The sequence below is a fragment of the Alkalimonas mucilaginosa genome (assembly GCF_036327005.1).
Classification (GTDB): Bacteria; Pseudomonadota; Gammaproteobacteria; order Enterobacterales; family Alteromonadaceae; genus Alkalimonas; species Alkalimonas mucilaginosa.
Genome location: NZ_JAUGZK010000011.1, coordinates 85,183 through 105,612 on the forward strand (window position 1 = coordinate 85,183; position 20,430 = coordinate 105,612).

Genomic DNA, 20,430 nt, shown 5'->3' on the forward strand with positions numbered 1-20,430 from the left:
GCAAGGGGAAGCCAGGCTTCCCCTTGTGAGGTGTTATTGACAAGCCCCCTGATGGGTCCAGACTGCCCATTGCCCTGAATACTGGCTTGGGTTCTGGTTTTGAGTCCACCAGTTGGCACGATAGCGTTGGCCATTATACTGTACTTGATCGCCGGCGGTATAGACAGCACTGGCTTGCCAGGCCGGTAAGCCGGAGCAGCCTCCGCCCTGATTGCTGACGGTCACCGTTTTGCTGGTGCTATGGCTGGCGCCATCCGCATCTGCCACCGTTAACTGCACCTGATAGCTGCCAGCCTGACTGTAGCTGTGTACCGGGTGTTGTTGGACAGAACTGCTCCCATCGCCAAAGCTCCATTCCCAGCTGACAACACCTTGGTCATCGGTACTCTGATCGCTAAACTGCACCGTCAGGCCATTGCTTTGGAAGCTGAAGTCGGCAACCGGAGGTTGATTACCGCCACCGCCGCTGCATGGGCCCAGATCACGCCAGACGTTGCTGAACAGATCCGGACGGGCACCGGTCGACCACCAGGTGGCTTCATAACGACGTCCATTGTAGCTGACCTGCTGACCTGCCTGATACGATGTGGTTGCGGACCAGGGGGCTAAACCATCGCAGCCACCGCCACCGCCGCCACTGACCGTAATGGTTCTGCGGGCTGTGCTCTGTAAGCCCTGTTGATCGGCCACGGTCAGACTGATGCTGTAACTACCGCCTTGGGCATAGCTATGCATCGGATTTTGCTGGCTGGAGCTGTTGCCATCGCCAAAATCCCACTGCCAACTAACCACGCCTTGATCATCGGTGGAAGTATCCTGCAGACTGATGGAGAGTCCATTAATACTCACGGTAAAGCTGGCAACTGGTGGTTGATTACCACCACCGCCACCCAGCAAAAACTCGGTGTTAAGTAGCCGGTTTACGGTACCATTAGGGTTGGATATTTTGCCCGTGGCGGCATTGCTGTAGATTGCTTGCGCCACCTGAGCTGGTGTGGCATTGGGGTTTTGTTGCAGGTAAAGCGCTGCGGCTCCTGCTACATGAGGACTGGCCATAGACGTGCCGCTGATCGTTCGGGTGGCGTTAGCACCACCAATCCAGGGCGCAATAATATCTGAGCCTGGTGCAAAGATATTGACACAGCTGCCCCAGTTGGAAAAATTCGAACGACTGTCGTTGCGGGTGGATGAACCCACTGTCATCGCTGCTGAGACTCTGGCGGGTGAATAGTTGCAAGCATTTGCATTGTCGTTGCCTGCCGCCACCACGGTGGCGACTCCGCGTTGGATCAAACGATTGGTAGCTTGGTCCAGGGCGGGCGAAGCCCCACCACCGAGGCTCATATTGGCGACAGCAGGGCGGACTGCGTTGGCTGCTACCCAGTCAATGCCCTGAATAATTGCAGTAGAAGTGGTTTCCCCACTGCAGCCAAACACCTTCACGGAGTGGAGCGTCACTTGTTTGGCCACGCCATAGGTTGTCGCACCAATACTGCCGGCCACATGGGTACCATGGCCATTGCAGTCTTCCGGGTTATTACCGATGGTAGTTACGACCCGGCCAATACGACCACGAAACTGGGTATGGCTGGTGTTGATGCCGGTGTCAATCACATAGGCATTGACACCGGCACCGGTTAAATCATAACGATAGACACCATTCAAAGGCAGGTTTTGCTGATCCAGGCGATCCAAGCCCCAGGGCGCATTATTTTGCTGGTTGTACAGCGATATACGCTGAACCGGCTCGATGTAATCGACGGATGCTTGTTGCAACAAGGTTTTGACACCGCTGTCATTTGTTTCAATCACAAAACCTTTCAGGGCATGATTGAACTCTGCTTTCACAGTGCCTTGTGCTAACTGGCTGTAGCTACGGGCTTTTACGTGGACTGCATCGGCACCTAGTAAAGCTAACTCTTGTTCTTTTAAGACCACAATGTATTGATTTGGTATGGTTTTGTGCTCAGGAACGCTAAGCAGGCTGGCTTGCGACCAGGCAGGAAGAGCAGCAAAAGCAAGACTGGCTGCAATTCCAGCTATGGTCAGCTGGTGTTTTAAGGTCATTGGATGTTCCTCTGTTTTATTGTTATTTAATGTGCTCATTTGAATCGGAGCGCTTAAATAATGAACAGTGGTGCAAAAAATAGGCAAATAAAACTTTAGAATGCTTTGCTATGAGCTAAGGAATAATTGGTCTATAGCAATTTATTTGTGTAGTAGTAAAGATGTTTAGACGTCTTTGTAAAGCAAGGCGCACAGTGGTCCCGATTAAAGAACCACTGTGGTAGGGTTACGCTGTGTTTTACAGAAAAAACGACTTGGGTATCAGGCGGGCTGCTGCTGGGTAATGCAGTGAATATTGCCACCGCCAAGCAGAATTTCCCGCCCAGGTACCAACACCACTTCGCGTTCCGGGAACAGGCCGCGCAGAATGGCTGCAGCAACTTCGTCATTCGGATCGTCAAAAGCCGGCATAATCAGGCCGCCATTGCAGAGGTAAAAATTGATGTAAGAGCCGGCCAGCCGGGCATGGGCTTCGCGTGGTATGGTATGCAGTACCGAGTCGACACTGGCATACTCTTCCGGCTCCGCAATAATGGGGGCTGGCAATGGCAGCTTGTGCACTTTAATAGCACGGCCTTGGGCATCGGTGCTTTGCTCCAGCACTTCAAGTGCTGCCTTAGAGCGGGCGTACTGCGGATCGCTTTCATCATCGGTCCAGGCCAGCAAAACTTCACCAGGTTTGACGAAACAAGCCATGTTGTCGATATGGCCATCGGTCTCATCCAGGTAAATACCTTGCTGCAGCCAGATCACCTTGCTGGTACCAAGATAATCATGCAGCATCTGTTCGATCTGCGCCCGGCTTAAATGCGGGTTGCGATTAGGGTTGAGCAAACACTCTTCGGTGGTGAGCACAGTGCCTTCGCCATCCACATGAATGCCGCCACCTTCCAGCACAAAGCCTTCGGTGCGATAACGCAGTTGCTGTTCGACACTGAGCACCTTGCTGGCGACCTGATCGTCCAGATGCCAGGGGAAATACAAGCCGCCATTCAGGCCGCCCCAGGCGTTGAATGTCCAGTCAATGCCCCGCACCTCGCCTTTGCCATTGACCACAAAGCTGGGACCGGTATCCCGGCACCAGGCATCGTTGCTGGAGAGCTCAATCACCCGGATCCGCTCTGCCAGCTCCGGGCTGCTGTGCAGCTGGGCCAACGCATTGCCGTACTGATTGGCCGATACACCAACGGTGACCGGTTCAAAGCGGGCTATGGCCTGGATCACTCGGGTAAAAGCGGCCTGAGCAGGCTTGGCACCCAAGCGCCAGTTGTCGGTACGCTCTGGCCATACCATCCAGGTCTGGCGATGCGGTTGCCACTCGGCAGGCATGTAAAAGCCATCCTGCCGTGGGGTTGTGCTTAGTGTGCGCGCCAACTTAGTTGCCACCTTGTTGGGTGAAACCATCTTTGGTCAGCAGCGGCTGGTACAAATCGATACGGCGGTCACGGAACACACCCCAGCCGCGCCGGTTTTGCGCGACTTCATCCAAATCAAAGGTGTGTACCAGCACAGCTTCGCTGTTTTCATCGGCTTCCTGCACCTTGGCACCGTACTCATTGGCAATAAAAGAGCTGCCGTAGAAGGTGATGGCGAAGTCATCTTCGGTTTCCACGCCAATGCGGTTGGAGGCAATCAGTGGTACCAGGTTGGCAGCGGCATGCCCTTGCTGGGTACGCTGCCAGTGATCGCGTGAGTTCACGCTGGCATCGTGTGGTTCACTGCCAATGGCGGTTGGATAGAACAGCAGCTCTGCGCCCATTAAGGCCATGCTACGGGCGCACTCCGGGAACCATTGATCCCAGCAGATGCCAATGCCGATTTTGGCATAACGGGTTTGCCACACTTTAAAACCGCTGTCGCCCGGCGTGAAATAGAACTTCTCGGAGTAACCAGGCCCATCCGGAATATGGCTTTTACGATACACACCCAGCAGGCTGCCATCGGCATCCAATACAGCGATGCTGTTGTAGAAGCAGTTGCCGGCTTTCTCGTAGAAGCTGATGGGCAACACCACCGCCAGCTCTTTGGCAATGGCTTGAAAGTGGCGAATGGCCGGGTTTTCTTCTAGTGTGGTGGCAAAGTCCAGGTACTGCTCTTTTTGTTTCTGGCAGAAGTAATTGCGTTCGAACAGCTCTTGCAGCAGGATAATTTGTGCGCCCTGAGCCGCGGCCTGACGAACCAGTTTCTCACCACGGGCAATGTTTTCCTCGACATTCCAACCACCGATCATCTGGGTGGCAGCAACCGTTACATTTCGCATTTAACTTCTCCGTTAGAGTAAGCCTGAGCCCCCGAAGCTATGTCGGAGAACCCTTGAATAAAGGCGCGCAAAATGCCGTATTTTTCAACAGCCGTCAACTGCTTTTCGTGGCAGATGTTGAATTCTGTCTGACCCATTTTGATCAGGCATGGCATCGTGACTTCTATCGTCTGCCGAAGCAGCACAGAACCACCATTTTAGCGTACAATGATCCGGTTGAAAAATGCAGAGGGCGAAAGATGTTTGATCTGACGGTGGTTGGTGGTGGCATGGTTGGTGCCAGTATTGCGGCATATATGGCGCAGCAGGGCTGGCAAGTAGCGCTGGTAGAAGCGCAGCAGCCAGAGCCCTATGACGCCAGCCAACCGGCAGATTTACGGGTATCGGCCATCAGCCAGCGCAGCCAGCAGTGGTTGGAGCAATCCGGTGCCTGGCAGGCGGTTGCTGCGATGCGGTTATGTCCGTATCGGCGTTTGCAGGCCTTTGAGCGGCCAGAGCAGAGTGTGGAGTTTCACGCAGCCAGCATCAACCAGAGCGAACTTGGGCATATTGTCGAAAACCGCCTGCTGCAACTTGCGTGCTGGCAGCAATTCCCACAAAGCTTACAGCTGTTTTGCCCGGCCAGGGTGATAGCTTTGCAGCAGGACGCTGACAGCGCACAGCTGACGTTGGATAATGGCGACTGTCTGCACAGCCGTTTGGTCATTGCGGCCGATGGCGCCCGTTCGGCACTGCGTCAGCTGGCTGGCATTGGTACCCGCGGCTGGCGTTATGCACAAGGCTGCCTGGTCGCCCATGTGGTGACTGAGCTGCCGCAGCAGGATGTGACCTGGCAACAATTTACTGAAACTGGCCCCAAAGCTTTCTTACCGCTGCCGGGCCAGCAAGGATCCTTGGTTTGGTACGACAGCTTGCCTAAGGTGCAGCAGTTGGCTGCGATGTCGCCGCTAGCGCTCAGTCAGGCCATGATGGCTGCTTTTCCAGCGCAACTGGGAAACATTGAAGTGCAAAGGGCGACCTGGTTCCCGCTGCAACGCTTGCATGCGTTATCCTATTATCAGCAACGGCTGGTATTGGTGGGGGATGCAGCCCATGCCATTCATCCGATGGCAGGGCAGGGGGTGAACCTTGGCTTTGCCGATGCGGCTTTATTGTGTCAGTTGTTGCAGCAATCAGGTGTGGCTGCGCTCGAGCAGCCGCAAGCGCTGCTGGCACGCTATCAGCAGCAACGTCAGCCGCAAAACTGGTTGATGATGAGCGGCATGGATGCACTCTATCAGGGCTTTGGCAGTCGGTCGCCACTGGTCAGGCAGCTACGTCAATTGGGTTTGGCGCTGGCCGGGCGAAGTAACTTGCTGAAAAAGCTGGTAACCCGTTATGCCACAGGCTAAGCGGGATACATACAATGAGATTGAAATTCGGTGATGATTTGCTGCTGAGAATGGCAGGGGTGCCAGGATTCGAACCTGGGCATGGCGGGATCAAAACCCGCTGCCTTACCGCTTGGCTACACCCCTAACAAGGATTTACATCAGAAGAAAGAGAAATGGCAGGGGTGCCAGGATTCGAACCTGGGCATGGCGGGATCAAAACCCGCTGCCTTACCGCTTGGCTACACCCCTGCAGTGTCTCTCCTTGCCTGGTACATATGGTGCGGAAGGAGAGACTCGAACTCTCACACCTTGCGGCGCTGGAACCTAAATCCAGTGCGTCTACCAATTCCGCCACTTCCGCGACATGTACCTGAAGAAAAAGTGGTGGCTACAGCGGGAATCGAACCTGCGACCCCAGCATTATGAGTGCTGTGCTCTAACCAGCTGAGCTATGTAGCCACGTTAACTTGTCTTCAGCAAGTGGCGCGTATTATCCGTATCTGCTTTGGCAGCGTCAACCGTTTTTTGCAATTTATGCCGGCTGCTCAAGTCCGTTTGCTGCTTTTATACGCAAGCTGTGTGATTAAAATGCAAAAGTACAGCGCTACTCACCAGATGCATTAATTTTTTGTCTTTCGGCCGCGTAGGCTTCGTAATAAGTTCGGGTTAAATCTTCGGCCAAGCTTTCCAATACTTTTAAGTTTATTGCGTTTGGCTTAAAGTCCTTTCCAGCAGCAAGCTTATCCCGGTAGTAATGCAGCTCAGCTTCGTCGTTTTTCAAAAAGGCCACGGTGCCTGCCACAAACTCTTGAAACAGGAAGGGGTTGTTGGCTGCTGCGGTTGGTTCTGCTGCTAAAATTTGCTCACCAATTAAAATAGCACTTTTATAATCGCCTGCTAACGCAAGCATTTGCAACTGATGCCACTGAAGATTAACAGTCCAACCGTTATGCTCGGCATAATCTTCAATAAGGGTTGAAGCTTCTCTATAGCAGCCTTTGTATGCCAATACTGTCCATCCTTCACCAGGTGTTTCGTTAAACTGGCGCAAGCTAAGAGTGCGGCTGTGCTCTTGAACTTTTGACAGTATTTGAATGCAATGGTTTGCCATTACTGTCGGATGCGACAAGGATAAACTGAACAGGACAATACAAGAGAATTTATGCTTCATCATTTGTCTTTAAGGTAACAATGCAACAAGAAGCAGCCGCCAGCGCTAAGAACTTTCTGACGGCCTTACTGACTTCATTACACATTAAACAGGAAATGCATCACATCGCCATCTTTGACAATGTAATTTTTGCCTTCAACCCGTAGCTTGCCAGCTTCTTTGGCACCAGCTTCACCCTTACAGGCAATAAAGTCGTCAAAGCCAATCACTTCGGCGCGGATAAAGCCTTTTTCAAAGTCGGTGTGAATGACGCCGGCAGCTTTCGGAGCACTGGCACCTATGGCAACTGTCCAGGCCCGCACTTCTTTGACACCGGCAGTGAAGTAAGTCTGCAGGCTTAGCAGCGAGTAGCCGCCGCGGATCACCCGGTTCAGGCCCGGTTCTTCCAGGCCAAGATCCGCCATAAATTCTGCTCGCTCGTCGTCGTCAAGCTCGGCGATTTCGGACTCAATAGCGGCACATACCGGCACTACGATGGCATCTTCTTTGGCGGCAATGTTACGCACGATGTCCAGGTAGGGGTTATTCTCAAAACCATCTTCGGTCACATTGGCAATGTACATGGTCGGCTTGATGGTGAGGAAGTTCATGTAGCTTACCAGCGCTACCTCTTCCGGCTCCAGTGCCAGTTGGCGCAGGGTTAAGCCTTCTTCCAGATGCGCCTTGACTTTGGCCAGGACCTCTAGCTCAGCCTTGGCATCTTTGTCGCCAGACTTGGCTTTCTTGCCAACCCGCAACATAGCCCGTTCGGCACTTTCCATATCGGCCAGCACCAGTTCCATATTGATGGTATCAATGTCATCGGCCGGGTCGACTTTGCCGGCAACATGGATGATGTTGTCGTCGTCAAAACAACGCACGACATGACCAATGGCATCGGTTTCGCGGATATTGGCCAGGAATTTATTGCCAAGGCCTTCGCCTTTGGAAGCGCCTTTGACCAGACCGGCGATATCAACAAATTCCATGGTGGTTGGGATCACCCGTTGTGGCTTGACGATGTCGGCCAGCTGGTTCAGGCGCTGATCCGGTACCGGTACCACGCCGGTATTGGGCTCAATGGTACAAAACGGAAAGTTGGCCGCTTCAATCCCGGCTTTGGTCAGTGCATTGAACAAGGTTGATTTACCAACATTCGGTAAACCGACAATTCCACATTTAAATCCCATGACAGTGTCCTATCGTTGTGCAGCGACATGCTGCCAGTTACGCGGTGCTGGCCTGAAAACTATGCAAGCGGCTTTGCGCTTTCACCAGGCCATCCTTCAGCAGTATTGGCAGGCAACGCAGTGCCTCATCAATACTGGCTTCGATTAGTGTTTGCTCACTGGCTGGTGCTTTGCCAAGCACATAGCCGGTAACTTTGTGTTTATCCCCAGGATGACCAATGCCAAGCCGCAAACGCAAAAAGTTGGCGTCATTGGCCAGCCGTGCTGTGGTGTCTTTTAACCCATTGTGACCAGCATGGCCACCACCGAGCTTAAAACGGGCAACGCCTGGTGCCAGCGCCATTTCATCGTGCGCGACTAAGATGTGCTCGGTAGGGATTTTATAAAACTGCGCCACGGCTTGCACGGCTTTGCCGCTTAAGTTCATAAAGGTAGTGGGGATAAGCAGCTTGATGTCGTGACCAGCCAATGGAATACGGGCTATATCACCAAAGAATTTGGGCTCATGCTTTAGCGACGTCTGAGCCTGTCGTGCCAGTTGCTCTACAAACCAGGCGCCGGCATTGTGTCTGGTCTGGCTGTATTCGGGGCCTGGATTACCCAGGCCCACGATCAGCTGGATCGGCTGGGACATTACTCAGCAGATTCGGCTGCTTCACCTTCGTCAGCATCTACTGCTTTACCAGCAGGTTTGTTGACAGAAACGACAGCCAGGTCATGGCCTTCGCCTTTGGTCAACTGAGTGAAGGTAACGCCTTTAGGTGCAACCAGATCAGATAAGTGGATGGTCTGACCGATTTCAACATTGCTCAGATCAACCTCGATGAACTCAGGCAGATCTTTTGGCAGCACGTTGATTTCAACTTCGTTGGCACCGTGAACAACCACGCCGCCTTTCTTGATGGCGACTTCTTCGTTCAGGAAGTGCAGAGGCACAGTAGTGTGCAGCTCATGGCCAGCTTCAACACGTTGGAAATCGACGTGCATGATTTTTGGCTTGAACGGGTGACGCTGCATATCTTTAACGATGGCCTGGATCTTTTCTTTGCCGACATTCAGGGTCAGAATGTGCGAGTAGAAAGATTCAAAGCTTTGTGCTTTCAACAGCTTAGAGTGCTCTAAAGTGATTGACAGAGCATCTTTGTGACCACCGTAAATGATGGCTGGTACTTTATCCTCGTGACGCAGGCGGCGGCTCGCACCTTTCCCCAGGTCAGTCCGGACTTCAGCATCTAATGTATAAATTGCGTCAGACATGGCTTTACTCCAATAATTCATAAGGTTCCACAGCCCGCGACCAGACTGTGGGACGTTCACCCCCGAAAGGGGCGCGACATAATACCACCCGCAGGATCAGCGTGCAATGAAAAAGGCACCCTGAGGTGCCTTCTGTCACAGCATCGAGATGCGTTTAATCAAACATCGACGAAATGGATTCTTCGTTGCTGATGCGGCGAATGCACTCGGCCATCATTTCGCTCAGCGACAGCTGGCGCACTTTGGCGACTTTTTTCATCTCAGCACTCAGCGGAATGGTGTCGGTCACGATCAGCTCATCGATCACAGAGTTGGCAATGATTTGTGGCGCATTGCCGGAGAACACCGGGTGGGTGGCATAGGCAAAGACCCGCTTGGCGCCTTGCTCTTTTAAGGCTTCAGCGGCTTTGCACAGGGTGCCGCCGGTATCGATCATATCGTCGACCAGAATACAATCACGATCCTTCACATCACCGATGATGTGCATCACCTGGGATACATTGGCTTTTGGACGGCGTTTGTCGATGATGGCTAAATCAGCATCGTTCAGCAGTTTAGCTACCGCACGGGCACGGACTACACCGCCGATATCCGGTGAAACCACCACTGGTGATTGCAAATCTTTTTTGCGCATATCTTCCAGCAGCACCGGGCTGGCAAAGACGTTATCGACCGGCACATCAAAGAAACCCTGGATCTGCTCGGCATGCAGGTCTACGGTCAGTACCCGATCCACCCCGACGCTGGACAGGAAATCGGCCACGACTTTGGCGGTAATAGGCACCCGGGCAGAGCGAACCCGACGATCCTGGCGGGCATAACCAAAGTAGGGCAGTACCGCAGTGATCCGGCCGGCGGAGGCACGACGTAATGCATCCACCATCACAATCAGTTCCATCAGGTTGTCGTTGGTTGGCGCACAGGTAGACTGAATGATAAAAACGTCGGAGCCACGGACATTTTCATTGATCATCACGCTGACTTCGCCATCGCTGAAGCGGCCAACATCGGCATCACCTAATTTGATGTAGAGTCGGCTGGCAATTTTGCTTGCGAGTTCTGGTATGGCGTTACCAGCAAAAACCTTCATATCGGGCACGGTAGGATCCTCAGGGCAGTTGGAGTCCGGTTAAACAGTTTTGACCCTGCCACAAGCAGGGCCCTGATGGTAATGATGCGGCATTACCTAAACGCGGCCAGAGCAGCCAGGACTGGCGACTCATTGACCCCTCTGGCGACAAAGCCCCGACAGAACGAGGGCAAATTGCGCAGAGCAGCTTCCGCTTGCATACGATCAGAAAACGCGGCGAACACACTGGCTCCGGTCCCTGTCATGCGGCTTGGGGCGTATTCTAACAACCACTGTAAGGTTAATGCAACATTCGGATAGAGCTGACTGACCAGTGGCTCGCAGTCGTTGTGCCAGTCTGACTGTAGCACCTGCTGCAGGCTGATTTTTGCTGTGTCTCTTGGTAAATCAGGGTGTTGAAATATTTCTTTGGTGGAAATATGGCAATTTGGTGTAGCCACCAGATACCAGCGCTCGGGCAGTGCAATCGGCGTCAAATGCTCGCCGACACCTTCGGCAAAAGCGGTGTAACCCTGCACAAAAACAGGCACATCGGCGCCCAGTTGCAAACCAAGCTCAGCCAGTTGTTGCCGGCTTAGTCCCAGTTGCCACAGCTGGTTCAGCGCCAGCAGGGTGGTGGCGGCATCGGAAGAGCCGCCCCCCAGACCGCCGCCCATGGGCAATCGTTTCTCCAGTTGGATCGCTGCACCCTGAGTGCAGCCGGTGGTATGCTGCAATAAACGCGCGGCTTTTAGCACCAGATTATCATCCGTCACCAGTTCAGCCTGATTGCAGCTTAAGCGGAGTTCTGCCGTGGGAAGGGTTGAAAAGTGCAGGGTGTCGCCATAATCCAGCAACTGGAAAATACTTTGTAGCTCGTGGTAGCCATCGGCCCGGCGCCCGGTGATGTGCAAAAATAAATTCAGTTTTGCTACCGCGGGCAGGCTGAGAGTGTTATTCATAGCTGCCAGCTCCGGATCAGCAGGCGGATGCGAATATCATCCGATTGCACCACAATGCGTCTGGGCAGGGCCAGGCTATCGGAGAAGAAGCTTTCATAGCGCACCTGCCAGTGATCACCGCTGCGATCCTGTAATGTAAACGCAATTAAGCGGCCCAGCTCATCGTACTCTTTGGCACTGGCATGGTCGCCAGCTAAACCTTTCAGCCATAACGGCATCTCGTCCAGCGGCAGGCTCCAGCCTGTCAGCGCCAGCATCAGCTCGCTGCTGTTGCTGGCCTGGTAATCTTCGCCCCGGACTTGCAGGCGGGTGCTGCCAGCGCTGCTGTCCAGTCTGAAGATGCTGATACCAAAGGAGTTGTTCATTCTGGCCCGATAGTCGTCAGCCTGCTGCTGCCAGAGCAGGCTGCCACTGACGTTGTCGGCCGGGCTTTGGATCCCCATGGTGGCTGTTAGCTCAAAGTGCTGCAGCTGTTCAATTCGATCCTGCCGCTGCTGGGCTGTCAGAATGGGGCCATCGGTCCGGGGCTTCAGGCTGCAACCACTAAGCAAGAAGGTCAGCAATAACAGGGAAAACAGGATTTTTACTGCTTTTGGCACACGAAAGTCCTCGTCTGAGCTTTTATTAATCTGGGCTTTTTCGTACAATTCGCCCCTTCAATATCAAGGTTATTACAGGTGAATGGCCATTTACGCATTAGGCATTAATCACAAAACAGCACCAGTGGCACTGCGTGAACAAGTGGCTTTTGCACCTGAGCAGGTGCCACAGGCGCTGCGTGAGCTGGCAACCGTGGCGAATGTCACCGATGCGGTGATCCTGTCGACCTGCAATCGCACTGAGGTGTATTTTAACGGTTCCACCGAGCAAGCGGAACAGGTGATTGCCTGGTTAAGTGAATTTCACCAACTGGATAGCCAAACCATGCAGCCTCATTTGTATCTCTACCAGCAGCAGGATGCGGCGACACACCTGATGCGGGTGGCATCCGGGCTCGATTCACTGGTATTAGGCGAGCCGCAGATTTTAGGCCAGGTAAAGCAAGCGTATAGTCAGTCGCGCCAGGCTGGCACCATCAACCCACAGTTTGAACGCTTGTTTCAAAAAACCTTTGCTATCGCCAAGCAGGTACGCACAGAAACCGAGATTGGTGCCAATGCGGTATCGGTTGCTTTTGTTGCTGTCAGTCTGGCGAAACAAATTTTTGGCCGGTTGGATAAAGTGTCAGTGCTACTGATTGGCGCTGGTGAAACCATCGAGCTGGTAGCCCGCCATTTAAAAGAGCAGGGGGCCAGCAGGCTGACGGTAGCCAACCGGACCTATGAGCGAGGTTTGGCATTGGCTGAAGCTTTTGGGGCTGAAGTGGTGACCTTATCGCAAGTTCCTGCTGTTCTGGGGCGGGCTGATGTGGTGATTAGCTCGACGGCCAGTACCCTTCCAATTATCGGTAAAGGCATGATTGAACAAGCTTTGAAAGCCCGTAAACACAAACCGATGTTTTTGGTGGATTTGGCAGTGCCTCGCGACATTGAAGCGCAGGTAGCAGAGCTGGATGATGCTTATCTCTATACTGTTGATGATTTACAGAGCATTATTGCGCAAAATATGGAATCAAGGCAGCAGGCCGCCCAGCAAGCTGAACAGCTGATTGCACAGGGAGTAACAGATTTTCAGCAATGGTTGTTGTTGCAAGGCAGTGTGGACTGGGTGCGCGATTACCGTCAGCAGTGTGAACAGATAAAAAATGAGTTGCTGGCGAAAGCTGTGAATCAACTGGTAGCTGGCCAGGAACCCGAGAAGGTGATGGCAGAACTGGCCACCCGTCTGAGCAACCGGCTGATGCACAGTCCGACCAAGGCCATCCGGCATCTGGTGCAGGATGAAAGCGTGCAGCCGCGCGCACTTATCAATATTTTACTTGATCTCTGATACAGTTCAGGGTTTATAAGGGTTAACCCATCATGAAAGCATCGGTCTATTCGAAACTGGAAGCATTAACAGAGCGGTACGAAGAAGTGCAGGCGCTGCTCAGTGATGCCAGTATTATCGCCAATCAGGAGCGTTTTCGCGAACTGTCAAAAGAATACAGCCAGTTGGAGGATGTCAGTAAAGCCTTTGTGCATTACCAACAGACTGAACAGGCTCTGGCAGAAACTGAATTGATGCAGCAAGACAGCGATCCAGATGTGCGGGAGATGGCCCAGGATGAGTACAAAGAGTTAAAGCAACAACTGGAAGCACTGCAAGCCGAGCTGCAAATTCTGATGCTGCCAAGAGATCCGAACGACAGCAACAACTGCTTTTTAGAGATCCGTGCCGGTGCGGGGGGCGATGAAGCAGCAATTTTTGCAGGGGATTTGTTCCGCATGTACAGCCGTTTTGCGGAGAGTCGGGGCTGGCGGCTGGAAGTCATGAGTGCCAGTGAAGGCGAGCATGGTGGTTACAAAGAAATCATTGCGCATTTATCCGGTGAAGGGGTCTACGGTACCATGAAGTTTGAATCCGGTGGTCATCGGGTGCAGCGGGTACCAGCGACGGAGTCGCAAGGCCGGGTGCATACTTCGGCTTGTACTGTGGCGGTGATGCCGGAAATCCCGGAAAGTGAAGCGATAGAAATCAATCCAGCCGATTTACGGGTCGATACTTTTCGGGCTTCCGGTGCCGGAGGGCAGCACGTCAACCGGACCGACTCGGCCATCCGTTTAACGCACTTGCCAACCGGTATCGTGGTGGAGTGTCAGGAAGAGCGCTCGCAGCATAAAAATCGAGCCAAAGCCATGAGCATGCTGCAATCGCGTATTCAGGCAGCGGAAGATGAAAAGCGCCGTTTATCGGAAGAGTCGACCCGTCGCTTGCTGGTAGGTAGCGGCGATCGCTCCGAGCGGATCCGTACCTACAACTTCCCCCAAGGCCGTCTGACCGATCATCGCATCAATCTGACGCTGTACCGGCTCAGTGAAATTATGGAAGGTAGCCTGGAGTTGGTCCTGCAGCCGATTCAACAAGAGCATCAGGCCGATTTGCTGGCTGCTATGTCCGAAGACAACTAAATCATGTCAAACAGCTCAGTATGCAGCATTGGCAGTTGGTTAACGCTGGCCAAAACGGTGCTGACCAAGGTGACGGATGAGGCGGAGGCGGAAGCTAAATACTGTTTAAGCCATGTGTTGCAATGCAATTACAGCTTTTTATATAGCCATGCCGCTAAGCTGTTGAGCGCAGAGCAGTGGCAACAGCTCGATGCTATTCTGCAGCAGCGGCAAAGTGGCACACCATTGGCCTATGTGCTGCAGCAATGGCACTTCTGGGATTTTGAACTGGCTGTATCGCCCGCCACTTTGATCCCACGTGCGGATACTGAAATTTTGGTAGAGCAAGCACTGCAGTTGCAACTGCCGGCAGATAGCAAGGTGCTGGATTTAGGCACTGGCACTGGGGCCATCGCGCTGGCACTGGCCAAAGAGCGTTCTGGCTGGCAAGTCACTGGTGTTGATATGCAGCCAGAGGCTGTGGCCTGTGCCAATCGCAACAAAGCTGCTTTGCAGCTGGCAAATTGTGATTTCCAACTGAGTAACTGGTTTTCAGCCGTTAGCTCACAACGATATGAGCTGATTGTGAGTAATCCTCCCTACATTGAGCCGGATGACCCGCACTTGCAGCAGGGCGATGTGCGGTTTGAACCTAAAACGGCATTGGTTGCTGATGCAGAAGGACTGGCTGATATCGAGCTGATTATTACGGGCAGTGTGTTGCAGTTGCATCCTGGTGGCTGGTTGCTGCTGGAGCATGGCTACCAGCAGGCCGAAGCTGTCTGTGAGCGCTTACAACAAGCGGGCTTTATTCAGGTTCAATCGAAAAAAGATTATGGTGGTCAATGGCGTATTAGTTTTGGCCAGCGGCCGCTCTGAGTCATTATCCTTGCACTAACCTTTGACCAATTGCCATTCTACACATATAACTTAAGGGTGGATGAGCCAAAGAGTATCTGTGCATGAGCGATGACTTTTTATTCGCCGATGAAGTCCCGGAGCCAGAGCAGCCTGAACAACCCAGCAGCCATGCTTGCTGGAAAGTATTGGTTGTGGACGATGAGTCTGAGGTGCATGCTGTCACCAGGTTAGCACTGAGTGACTTTAGTTTTCAGGGAAAAAATCTTGAGTTTCTGAGTGCCTATTCAGGTGCAGAAGCCAAAGTACTGATACAACAGCACCCGGATACGGCCATTATTTTGCTGGATGTAGTGATGGAAACCGACGATGCAGGTTTGCAGGTCGCGCGCTATATCCGTGAAGAGCTGATCAATACTCATGTGCGTATTATTTTGCGCACCGGGCAACCAGGTCAGGCACCAGAACGTCAGGTTATCGTCAATTACGATATCAATGACTACAAATCCAAAACCGAACTGACAGCACAAAAGTTATTTACCGTAGTCATGTCCAGTTTGCGCTCTTATCGGGATATTCTTGCCATCGATCACAGTCGTCAGGGGCTGGAGAAAATTATTAATGCTTCGGCAGACCTTTTTTCTGCTCATTCCATGGAACAATTTATTGATGGAGTGTTGCAACAGCTAACTTCCATTCTTGGATGCAATGATGATGCCTTGTTGGTCACGTCCTCCCTGGTGGCCAGCAATCCAGATGAAGATACTGATCCGGAACACCTGGTGGTATTTGCCGGCATGGGGGAATTTGAAAAGCGCGAAGGCGAACCGGTGACCAAAGTTTTGGACCAGACTTTGCTGGAAGCTTTTTATGATGCTTTAAAAAGTCGCAGCATTGTGTACAAGGAAAACTATCTGGTGGCCTATTGTACCAGCAAGTTTACCCATGGCTCTTTGCTTTATGTATCAGGCTTACCTGGCCAGATCACCGATAGTCAGAAAAAACTGATTGAGCTGTTTTCACAGAATGTGCAAATTGCCTATGAGAATGTGCAGTTGCAGCACGAGATAGAGGATACACAGCGGGAAATTGTGTATCGGCTAAGTGAGGCCGTGGAGCATCGCTCGATAGAAACCGGTAATCATGTAAAACGGGTGGCTTTTATTTGCTACGAGTTGGCTAAAGCCTATGGCTTATCGGACGATGAAGCCGAGACGCTGATGTTCGCATCACCACTGCACGATGTGGGCAAAGTGGGTATTCCTGACGGCATTCTGAACAAGCCGAAACGGCTGGATGAACGGGAATGGGAAGTGATGAAAACCCATGCTGCCATCGGCTACGATATCCTGAAAAACTCCAAGCGTACTATCATTCAGGCCGGTGCCATTATTGCCCGTGATCACCACGAAAAATGGGATGGTACCGGTTATCCCGGTGGTAAAAAAGCAGAGGATATTCATATCTATGGCCGCATTGCAGCCATTGCTGATGTTTACGATGCTTTGCGCCACCGCCGTTGTTACAAATCTGCCTGGCCGTTGAATAAGGTCATTCAGTTGATCGAGAGCGAGTCTGGCAAGCAGTTTGAACCAAAGTTGGTAGACGTATTTAAATCCAAAGTGGATAAGCTGGAAGCGATCCTGAAAAAATACCCTGATTCAGAGGAAGATGATCTTCGCTAAGTCGTTTAGCCTTACATATTCGCTGCAATAGCAGTACACTGTTTTTTTTATTATGGCGGCGCTCAGCCAGCCCTGTATTTCCCTGTTTGTGACTCCACGTCATCAGATTATTGCGATCTGCAAACGGGGCAGGCAGGGTGCTCTCTTATTAAGGTTTTTTATGACGAAACATAGCATTGAACTTGGGGATATTCGGGTAAATAACAGCCTGCCTTTTGTATTATTTGGCGGCATGAATGTATTGGAGTCGCGTGATTTAGCACTGCGGGTTGCCGAGCATTATGTGCAAGTAACTGAGAAGTTGGGTATTCCCTACGTATTCAAAGCCTCCTTTGATAAAGCCAATCGCTCTTCCATTCACTCCTATCGTGGACCAGGCCTTGATGAAGGCTTGAAAATTTTTGAAGAAATAAAGCGTACCTTTCAGGTGCCGCTGATTACCGATGTGCACGAGCCTGAACAAGCTGCAGTGGTTGCTGAAGTGGTGGATGTATTGCAATTGCCTGCTTTTTTAGCCCGCCAAACGGATCTGGTGGTAGCAATGGCAAAAACCGGAGCTGTGATCAACGTAAAAAAACCTCAGTTCCTGGCTCCGGCCGAGATGCGGCACATTCTGACCAAATTCGCTGAAGCTGGCAATGAGCGGGTGATGTTGTGTGAGCGTGGCTCCAGCTTTGGTTACAACAACCTGGTTGTGGACATGCTGGGTATGGATGATATGAAACAATTTGCCCCTGTTATTTTTGATGCGACCCACGCATTGCAACGTCCGGGCGGACGGGCAGACTCTGCCGATGGGCGACGGGCGCAGGCTGCACAGCTTGCTCGTTCAGGGATGGCGCTTGGTTTGGCAGGCCTTTTTATTGAAGCGCACCCCGACCCAAACCAGGCCAAATGCGATGGACCCTGCGCCTTGCCGTTAGCAAAGCTGGAACCTTACCTGGCTCAAATGAAGGCTCTGGACGAACTTATTAAAAGTCTGCCAGCGCTCGATACTTCAGCCAACTAAAGCCATCAGCTGCGTTATGTCTGGCGGCTAATAGCGCCGCCGGACGTACGCTTCTACGCTAAGAAACTCCTCCTGCAATACTCGATAATACTCCTGCAAACTGGCCCAGTCTTTTTCTGCGCTGGCATTCTCCAGTGTCAGTGCATGCTCGGCCATCTGCAGGGCACCGATACTTTTTGCCATAGCTTTTAGTTGGTGGCTTTGCTGGCGTGCCAAGGAACGCTCGCGTGTTTGGATGGCCCCCTCCAGTGTCCTCAGTAAGGGCTTGGTCTGTTGGACAAAGAAATTCAAATGCTCTTCATGCTTGGCGGGATCATTGCCCAAGTAGTTGGCGATGGTGGTAAAGCAGATAGGCGTCTGGTGATTGGTTTCCCGGGCGCCTTGTTGTTCGATCAACTCTTTATTGGGTGCTTGTTGCAACGGTAGCCAACGATTGAGCATGCTTTCAAGAATATTCAACTCAATAGGTTTTGTGATGTAGCCATCCATGCCCACACTAAGACACTTTTGCTCCTCCCCCTTCAAGGCGTTGGCTGTTACCGCAATAATGCGGGTAAAGTGTTGCTCTTCATCGGTTTGCAAGGCTTCTTTACGGATTGCTTCTGCTAAATCGTAGCCACTCATGTTGGGCATATGCAAATCAGTCAGCACCAATGGATAGCGGTACTCTCGCCACATAGCCAACGCCACAGCGCCATCATTGGCAACTTCCGCTGCATAACCCAGTGCATTGAGTTGATCCAACATAACCTTTTGATTCATCTGGTTGTCTTCCGCCAATAAAATAAGCTGCTGGTTGCGTTTGGCAGTATCAATGGCCGGGGCTGTTTTCATGGCGCTTTCTCTATCGTAACCAGCCTTGAAAGGCATGGTTTTTTTACCGGAAGCAACCAGGATGGCATCAATCAGATGGCTGCGACAAATAGGTGAGCTGTGTAAGTAGAGTATGCGCTCGTTACTTTGCTCGGTGAGCTCTACCAGGTTGGTGATCACAATAAAGCGTACTTGGTGCAAGTTCGGGTGATGGTTCAGGGCTTCTATATGGGCGGCGCTGATTTGCTCGTAGGTAGCGTCCAGCAGCCAGACTCCTTTGATTTTTGGTGGTAATCTATGTTGCTCGGCAGCTCGCTGGCGTAATTGCTCGACATTCTGGTAACCGTAGTAGTCGGCTCCCAGATAGCGGGCGTAACTTTCAAGGTGCTGATAGTTATCCTGATCCTGACTAAATATCACCAGTTGAATATCACGTAACAGCTCTTTATCCAGTGCTTTGGTTTCATCAGAACGTCGCATTGGGATCTGTACCCGAAACTCTGTGCCTTTATCGAGCTCGCTTTGTACCTCAATCTGCCCATACATCAAGGAGGTTAAGCGCTGGCAAATGGATAGACCTAGCCCCGTGCCACCAAACTTGCGTGTGATGGATCCCTCGGCCTGATTGAAGGGTTGAAAGACATAATTGATTTGTCGTTTGGTCATGCCCTTGCCATTATCCAGCACACTAAATTGGATGTGGCAGTACTCCATGGTTTCTTCCAATAAATCGGCGCGAACAATGACCAAGCCGGTTTTTTCCAAAGAGGTATGGGTGAACTTAATGGCATTACCTGCCAGGTTGTATAAAATTTGCCGTAGGCGGACCGGGTCGCCATAAAGACCATTCGGGATCCGCGGATCAATAAAGATCTTCAAGTCGATTTGGCGCTGATGAGCAACGGAGACCAAAATACGTCCTACGGCTTCGATGATATCTGCAATGGAGAGAGGAATGCTTTCAAGCTCCAGCTTGCCAGCTTCAATTTTAGAAAAATCAAGAATATCATCCAGTATACGAAGCAGAGAGAATGAGGACTCGCGGATGGTATCGGTCATACGAAACTGCGTGGTACTTAAGGCTGTTTTACGTAATAAGTCCATGGTGCCGATAATGCCATTCATTGGGGTGCGGATTTCATGGCTCATGGTAGCGAGGAAGGTTGATTTGGCCTCGTTGGCTTTCTCGGCTGTGACTTTGGCTGTTTCCAACGCATCAGTGCGTTCTTTGATACGTTGTTCAATTTCCTGGCGCAATTGAAAGATATTTTGCTCCGACTGCTGGCACTGCTGCTCTCCTTTTTCAATACGTTGGAACAGGCGGTTGACCAGACTGGCCAGTAGACCAAAATCATCCTCTAAGTGCTCTGCAAAACGTTGCGTAAATTGCTCCTGCCGTAAAGCCTGTTGCAAGGGAGCCATCAGTCGTTGCAGGCGATGTTGCAGCATCCGGTTCATGACAGAACTGATCATAACTGCAGCGAGTAACGCTATAAATATATTGGCAACGACCAGAAATATCAGACTAAGCTTTGACAATGAGGCTGTGTTTATCAGCCACAGCATTAAACCCGTTATCAGCAAGCTGGATATCAGGCAAAAAGGCAGGCTTCGCCAGAAGATGGAACCGAAGAAAGAGGATTTTTCCATGTAACTTCCAAGGCTATTTATCGTTGGGGCTGGTTGCATGCTACCGGCTGATTGTAGC

18 protein-coding genes and 4 tRNA genes are annotated in these 20,430 nt (G+C 51.8%); 7 read left to right on the forward strand and 15 right to left on the reverse strand.

Features of this window, described 5'->3' with window-relative positions:
* Positions 1-33: 33 nt before the first annotated feature.
* From QWF21_RS13880 to aguB, 3 genes are all read right to left on the reverse strand, one after another.
* Positions 34-2,067, reverse strand: a complete 2,034-nt coding sequence (locus QWF21_RS13880) for a S8 family serine peptidase (RefSeq protein WP_330088644.1) — start codon at positions 2,065-2,067, stop codon at positions 34-36.
* 261 nt (positions 2,068-2,328) lie between these two features.
* Complete coding sequence (gene aguA / locus QWF21_RS13885; protein WP_330088645.1) at positions 2,329-3,471, reverse strand: agmatine deiminase; 1,143 nt, start codon at positions 3,469-3,471, stop codon at positions 2,329-2,331.
* Complete coding sequence (gene aguB / locus QWF21_RS13890) at positions 3,443-4,327, reverse strand: N-carbamoylputrescine amidase (protein ID WP_330088646.1); 885 nt, start codon at positions 4,325-4,327, stop codon at positions 3,443-3,445. Before aguB ends, aguA begins: the two co-directional genes overlap by 29 nt.
* Positions 4,328-4,566: 239 nt before the next feature.
* Between aguB and QWF21_RS13895 the strand changes: the two genes are divergently transcribed.
* The gene (locus QWF21_RS13895; protein ID WP_330088647.1) at positions 4,567-5,718 is read left to right on the forward strand and encodes an FAD-dependent oxidoreductase; all 1,152 of its coding nucleotides are present in this window, start codon (positions 4,567-4,569) and stop codon (positions 5,716-5,718) included.
* Positions 5,719-5,769: 51 nt separating this feature from the next.
* Here QWF21_RS13895 and QWF21_RS13900 read toward each other — a convergent pair.
* The 11 genes from QWF21_RS13900 to lolB all read right to left on the reverse strand — a co-directional run bounded on the left by QWF21_RS13900 (position 5,770) and on the right by lolB (position 11,927).
* Positions 5,770-5,844, reverse strand: a tRNA-Gln gene (locus QWF21_RS13900).
* 30 nt (positions 5,845-5,874) lie between these two features.
* A tRNA-Gln gene (locus QWF21_RS13905) sits at positions 5,875-5,949 on the reverse strand.
* Positions 5,950-5,976: 27 nt separating this feature from the next.
* Positions 5,977-6,061 (reverse strand) — tRNA-Leu (locus QWF21_RS13910).
* Between the two features lie 21 nt (positions 6,062-6,082).
* A tRNA-Met gene (locus QWF21_RS13915) sits at positions 6,083-6,159 on the reverse strand.
* Between the two features lie 145 nt (positions 6,160-6,304).
* Entirely contained in the window at positions 6,305-6,871 is a 567-nt protein-coding gene (locus tag QWF21_RS13920; RefSeq protein ID WP_330088648.1) for a hypothetical protein, read from the reverse strand.
* Between the two features lie 77 nt (positions 6,872-6,948).
* Complete coding sequence (gene ychF, locus QWF21_RS13925; protein WP_330088649.1) at positions 6,949-8,040, reverse strand: redox-regulated ATPase YchF; 1,092 nt, start codon at positions 8,038-8,040, stop codon at positions 6,949-6,951.
* Between the two features lie 37 nt (positions 8,041-8,077).
* On the reverse strand, positions 8,078-8,674 hold the full coding sequence (gene pth / locus QWF21_RS13930; protein WP_330088650.1) for an aminoacyl-tRNA hydrolase: 597 nt from the start codon (positions 8,672-8,674) through the stop codon (positions 8,078-8,080).
* Positions 8,674-9,297, reverse strand: a complete 624-nt coding sequence (locus tag QWF21_RS13935) for a 50S ribosomal protein L25/general stress protein Ctc (RefSeq protein WP_330088651.1) — start codon at positions 9,295-9,297, stop codon at positions 8,674-8,676. Before QWF21_RS13935 ends, pth begins: the two co-directional genes overlap by 1 nt.
* Before the next feature lie 154 nt (positions 9,298-9,451).
* On the reverse strand, positions 9,452-10,396 hold the full coding sequence (locus QWF21_RS13940) for a ribose-phosphate pyrophosphokinase (RefSeq protein ID WP_330088652.1): 945 nt from the start codon (positions 10,394-10,396) through the stop codon (positions 9,452-9,454).
* A gap of 83 nt (positions 10,397-10,479) precedes the next feature.
* Complete coding sequence (ispE, locus tag QWF21_RS13945; RefSeq protein WP_330088653.1) at positions 10,480-11,328, reverse strand: 4-(cytidine 5'-diphospho)-2-C-methyl-D-erythritol kinase; 849 nt, start codon at positions 11,326-11,328, stop codon at positions 10,480-10,482.
* Positions 11,325-11,927: a lipoprotein insertase outer membrane protein LolB gene (gene lolB / locus QWF21_RS13950; RefSeq protein WP_330088654.1), complete on the reverse strand. Its 603-nt coding sequence runs from the start codon at positions 11,925-11,927 to the stop codon at positions 11,325-11,327. The genes ispE and lolB overlap by 4 nt, the downstream gene beginning before the upstream one ends.
* Before the next feature lie 82 nt (positions 11,928-12,009).
* On the opposite strand from lolB, the gene hemA reads away from it, so the two are divergent.
* The 5 genes from hemA to kdsA all read left to right on the forward strand — a co-directional run bounded on the left by hemA (position 12,010) and on the right by kdsA (position 17,909).
* Complete coding sequence (gene hemA, locus QWF21_RS13955; protein WP_330088655.1) at positions 12,010-13,257, forward strand: glutamyl-tRNA reductase; 1,248 nt, start codon at positions 12,010-12,012, stop codon at positions 13,255-13,257.
* A 32-nt stretch (positions 13,258-13,289) separates the two neighbouring features.
* A complete protein-coding gene (gene prfA / locus QWF21_RS13960; RefSeq protein WP_330088656.1) occupies positions 13,290-14,378 on the forward strand; it encodes a peptide chain release factor 1 in 1,089 nt (362 codons plus the stop codon).
* Positions 14,379-14,381: 3 nt separating this feature from the next.
* Complete coding sequence (gene prmC, locus QWF21_RS13965; protein ID WP_330088657.1) at positions 14,382-15,236, forward strand: peptide chain release factor N(5)-glutamine methyltransferase; 855 nt, start codon at positions 14,382-14,384, stop codon at positions 15,234-15,236.
* 83 nt (positions 15,237-15,319) lie between these two features.
* Positions 15,320-16,900, forward strand: a complete 1,581-nt coding sequence (locus tag QWF21_RS13970) for a DUF3369 domain-containing protein (protein ID WP_330088658.1) — start codon at positions 15,320-15,322, stop codon at positions 16,898-16,900.
* 160 nt (positions 16,901-17,060) lie between these two features.
* A complete protein-coding gene (kdsA, locus tag QWF21_RS13975; protein ID WP_330088659.1) occupies positions 17,061-17,909 on the forward strand; it encodes a 3-deoxy-8-phosphooctulonate synthase in 849 nt (282 codons plus the stop codon).
* A gap of 27 nt (positions 17,910-17,936) precedes the next feature.
* On the opposite strand, the gene QWF21_RS13980 is transcribed toward kdsA, so the two are convergent.
* On the reverse strand, positions 17,937-20,195 hold the full coding sequence (locus QWF21_RS13980; RefSeq protein ID WP_330088660.1) for a hybrid sensor histidine kinase/response regulator: 2,259 nt from the start codon (positions 20,193-20,195) through the stop codon (positions 17,937-17,939).
* Here QWF21_RS13980 and QWF21_RS13985 point away from each other — a divergent pair.
* On the forward strand, positions 20,179-20,376 hold the full coding sequence (locus tag QWF21_RS13985; protein ID WP_330088661.1) for a hypothetical protein: 198 nt from the start codon (positions 20,179-20,181) through the stop codon (positions 20,374-20,376). The two genes, QWF21_RS13980 and QWF21_RS13985, sit on opposite strands and share 17 nt — an antisense overlap.
* The last annotated feature ends 54 nt before the right edge of the window (positions 20,377-20,430 follow it).

Coding starts and splice junctions, on each gene's coding strand:
- QWF21_RS13880 (WP_330088644.1), bottom strand. CDS start 2,067: ATGACCTTAAAACACCAGCTGACCATAGCTGGAATTGCAGCCAGTCTT.
- aguA (WP_330088645.1), bottom strand. CDS start 3,471: ATGGTTTCACCCAACAAGGTGGCAACTAAGTTGGCGCGCACACTAAGC.
- aguB (WP_330088646.1), bottom strand. CDS start 4,327: ATGCGAAATGTAACGGTTGCTGCCACCCAGATGATCGGTGGTTGGAAT.
- QWF21_RS13895 (WP_330088647.1), top strand. CDS start 4,567: ATGTTTGATCTGACGGTGGTTGGTGGTGGCATGGTTGGTGCCAGTATT.
- QWF21_RS13920 (WP_330088648.1), bottom strand. CDS start 6,871: ATGAAGCATAAATTCTCTTGTATTGTCCTGTTCAGTTTATCCTTGTCG.
- ychF (WP_330088649.1), bottom strand. CDS start 8,040: ATGGGATTTAAATGTGGAATTGTCGGTTTACCGAATGTTGGTAAATCA.
- pth (WP_330088650.1), bottom strand. CDS start 8,674: ATGTCCCAGCCGATCCAGCTGATCGTGGGCCTGGGTAATCCAGGCCCC.
- QWF21_RS13935 (WP_330088651.1), bottom strand. CDS start 9,297: ATGTCTGACGCAATTTATACATTAGATGCTGAAGTCCGGACTGACCTG.
- ispE (WP_330088653.1), bottom strand. CDS start 11,328: ATGAATAACACTCTCAGCCTGCCCGCGGTAGCAAAACTGAATTTATTT.
- hemA (WP_330088655.1), top strand. CDS start 12,010: ATGGCCATTTACGCATTAGGCATTAATCACAAAACAGCACCAGTGGCA.
- prfA (WP_330088656.1), top strand. CDS start 13,290: ATGAAAGCATCGGTCTATTCGAAACTGGAAGCATTAACAGAGCGGTAC.
- prmC (WP_330088657.1), top strand. CDS start 14,382: ATGTCAAACAGCTCAGTATGCAGCATTGGCAGTTGGTTAACGCTGGCC.
- QWF21_RS13970 (WP_330088658.1), top strand. CDS start 15,320: ATGAGCGATGACTTTTTATTCGCCGATGAAGTCCCGGAGCCAGAGCAG.
- kdsA (WP_330088659.1), top strand. CDS start 17,061: ATGACGAAACATAGCATTGAACTTGGGGATATTCGGGTAAATAACAGC.
- QWF21_RS13985 (WP_330088661.1), top strand. CDS start 20,179: ATGACAGAACTGATCATAACTGCAGCGAGTAACGCTATAAATATATTG.
- QWF21_RS13980 (WP_330088660.1), bottom strand. CDS start 20,195: ATGATCAGTTCTGTCATGAACCGGATGCTGCAACATCGCCTGCAACGA.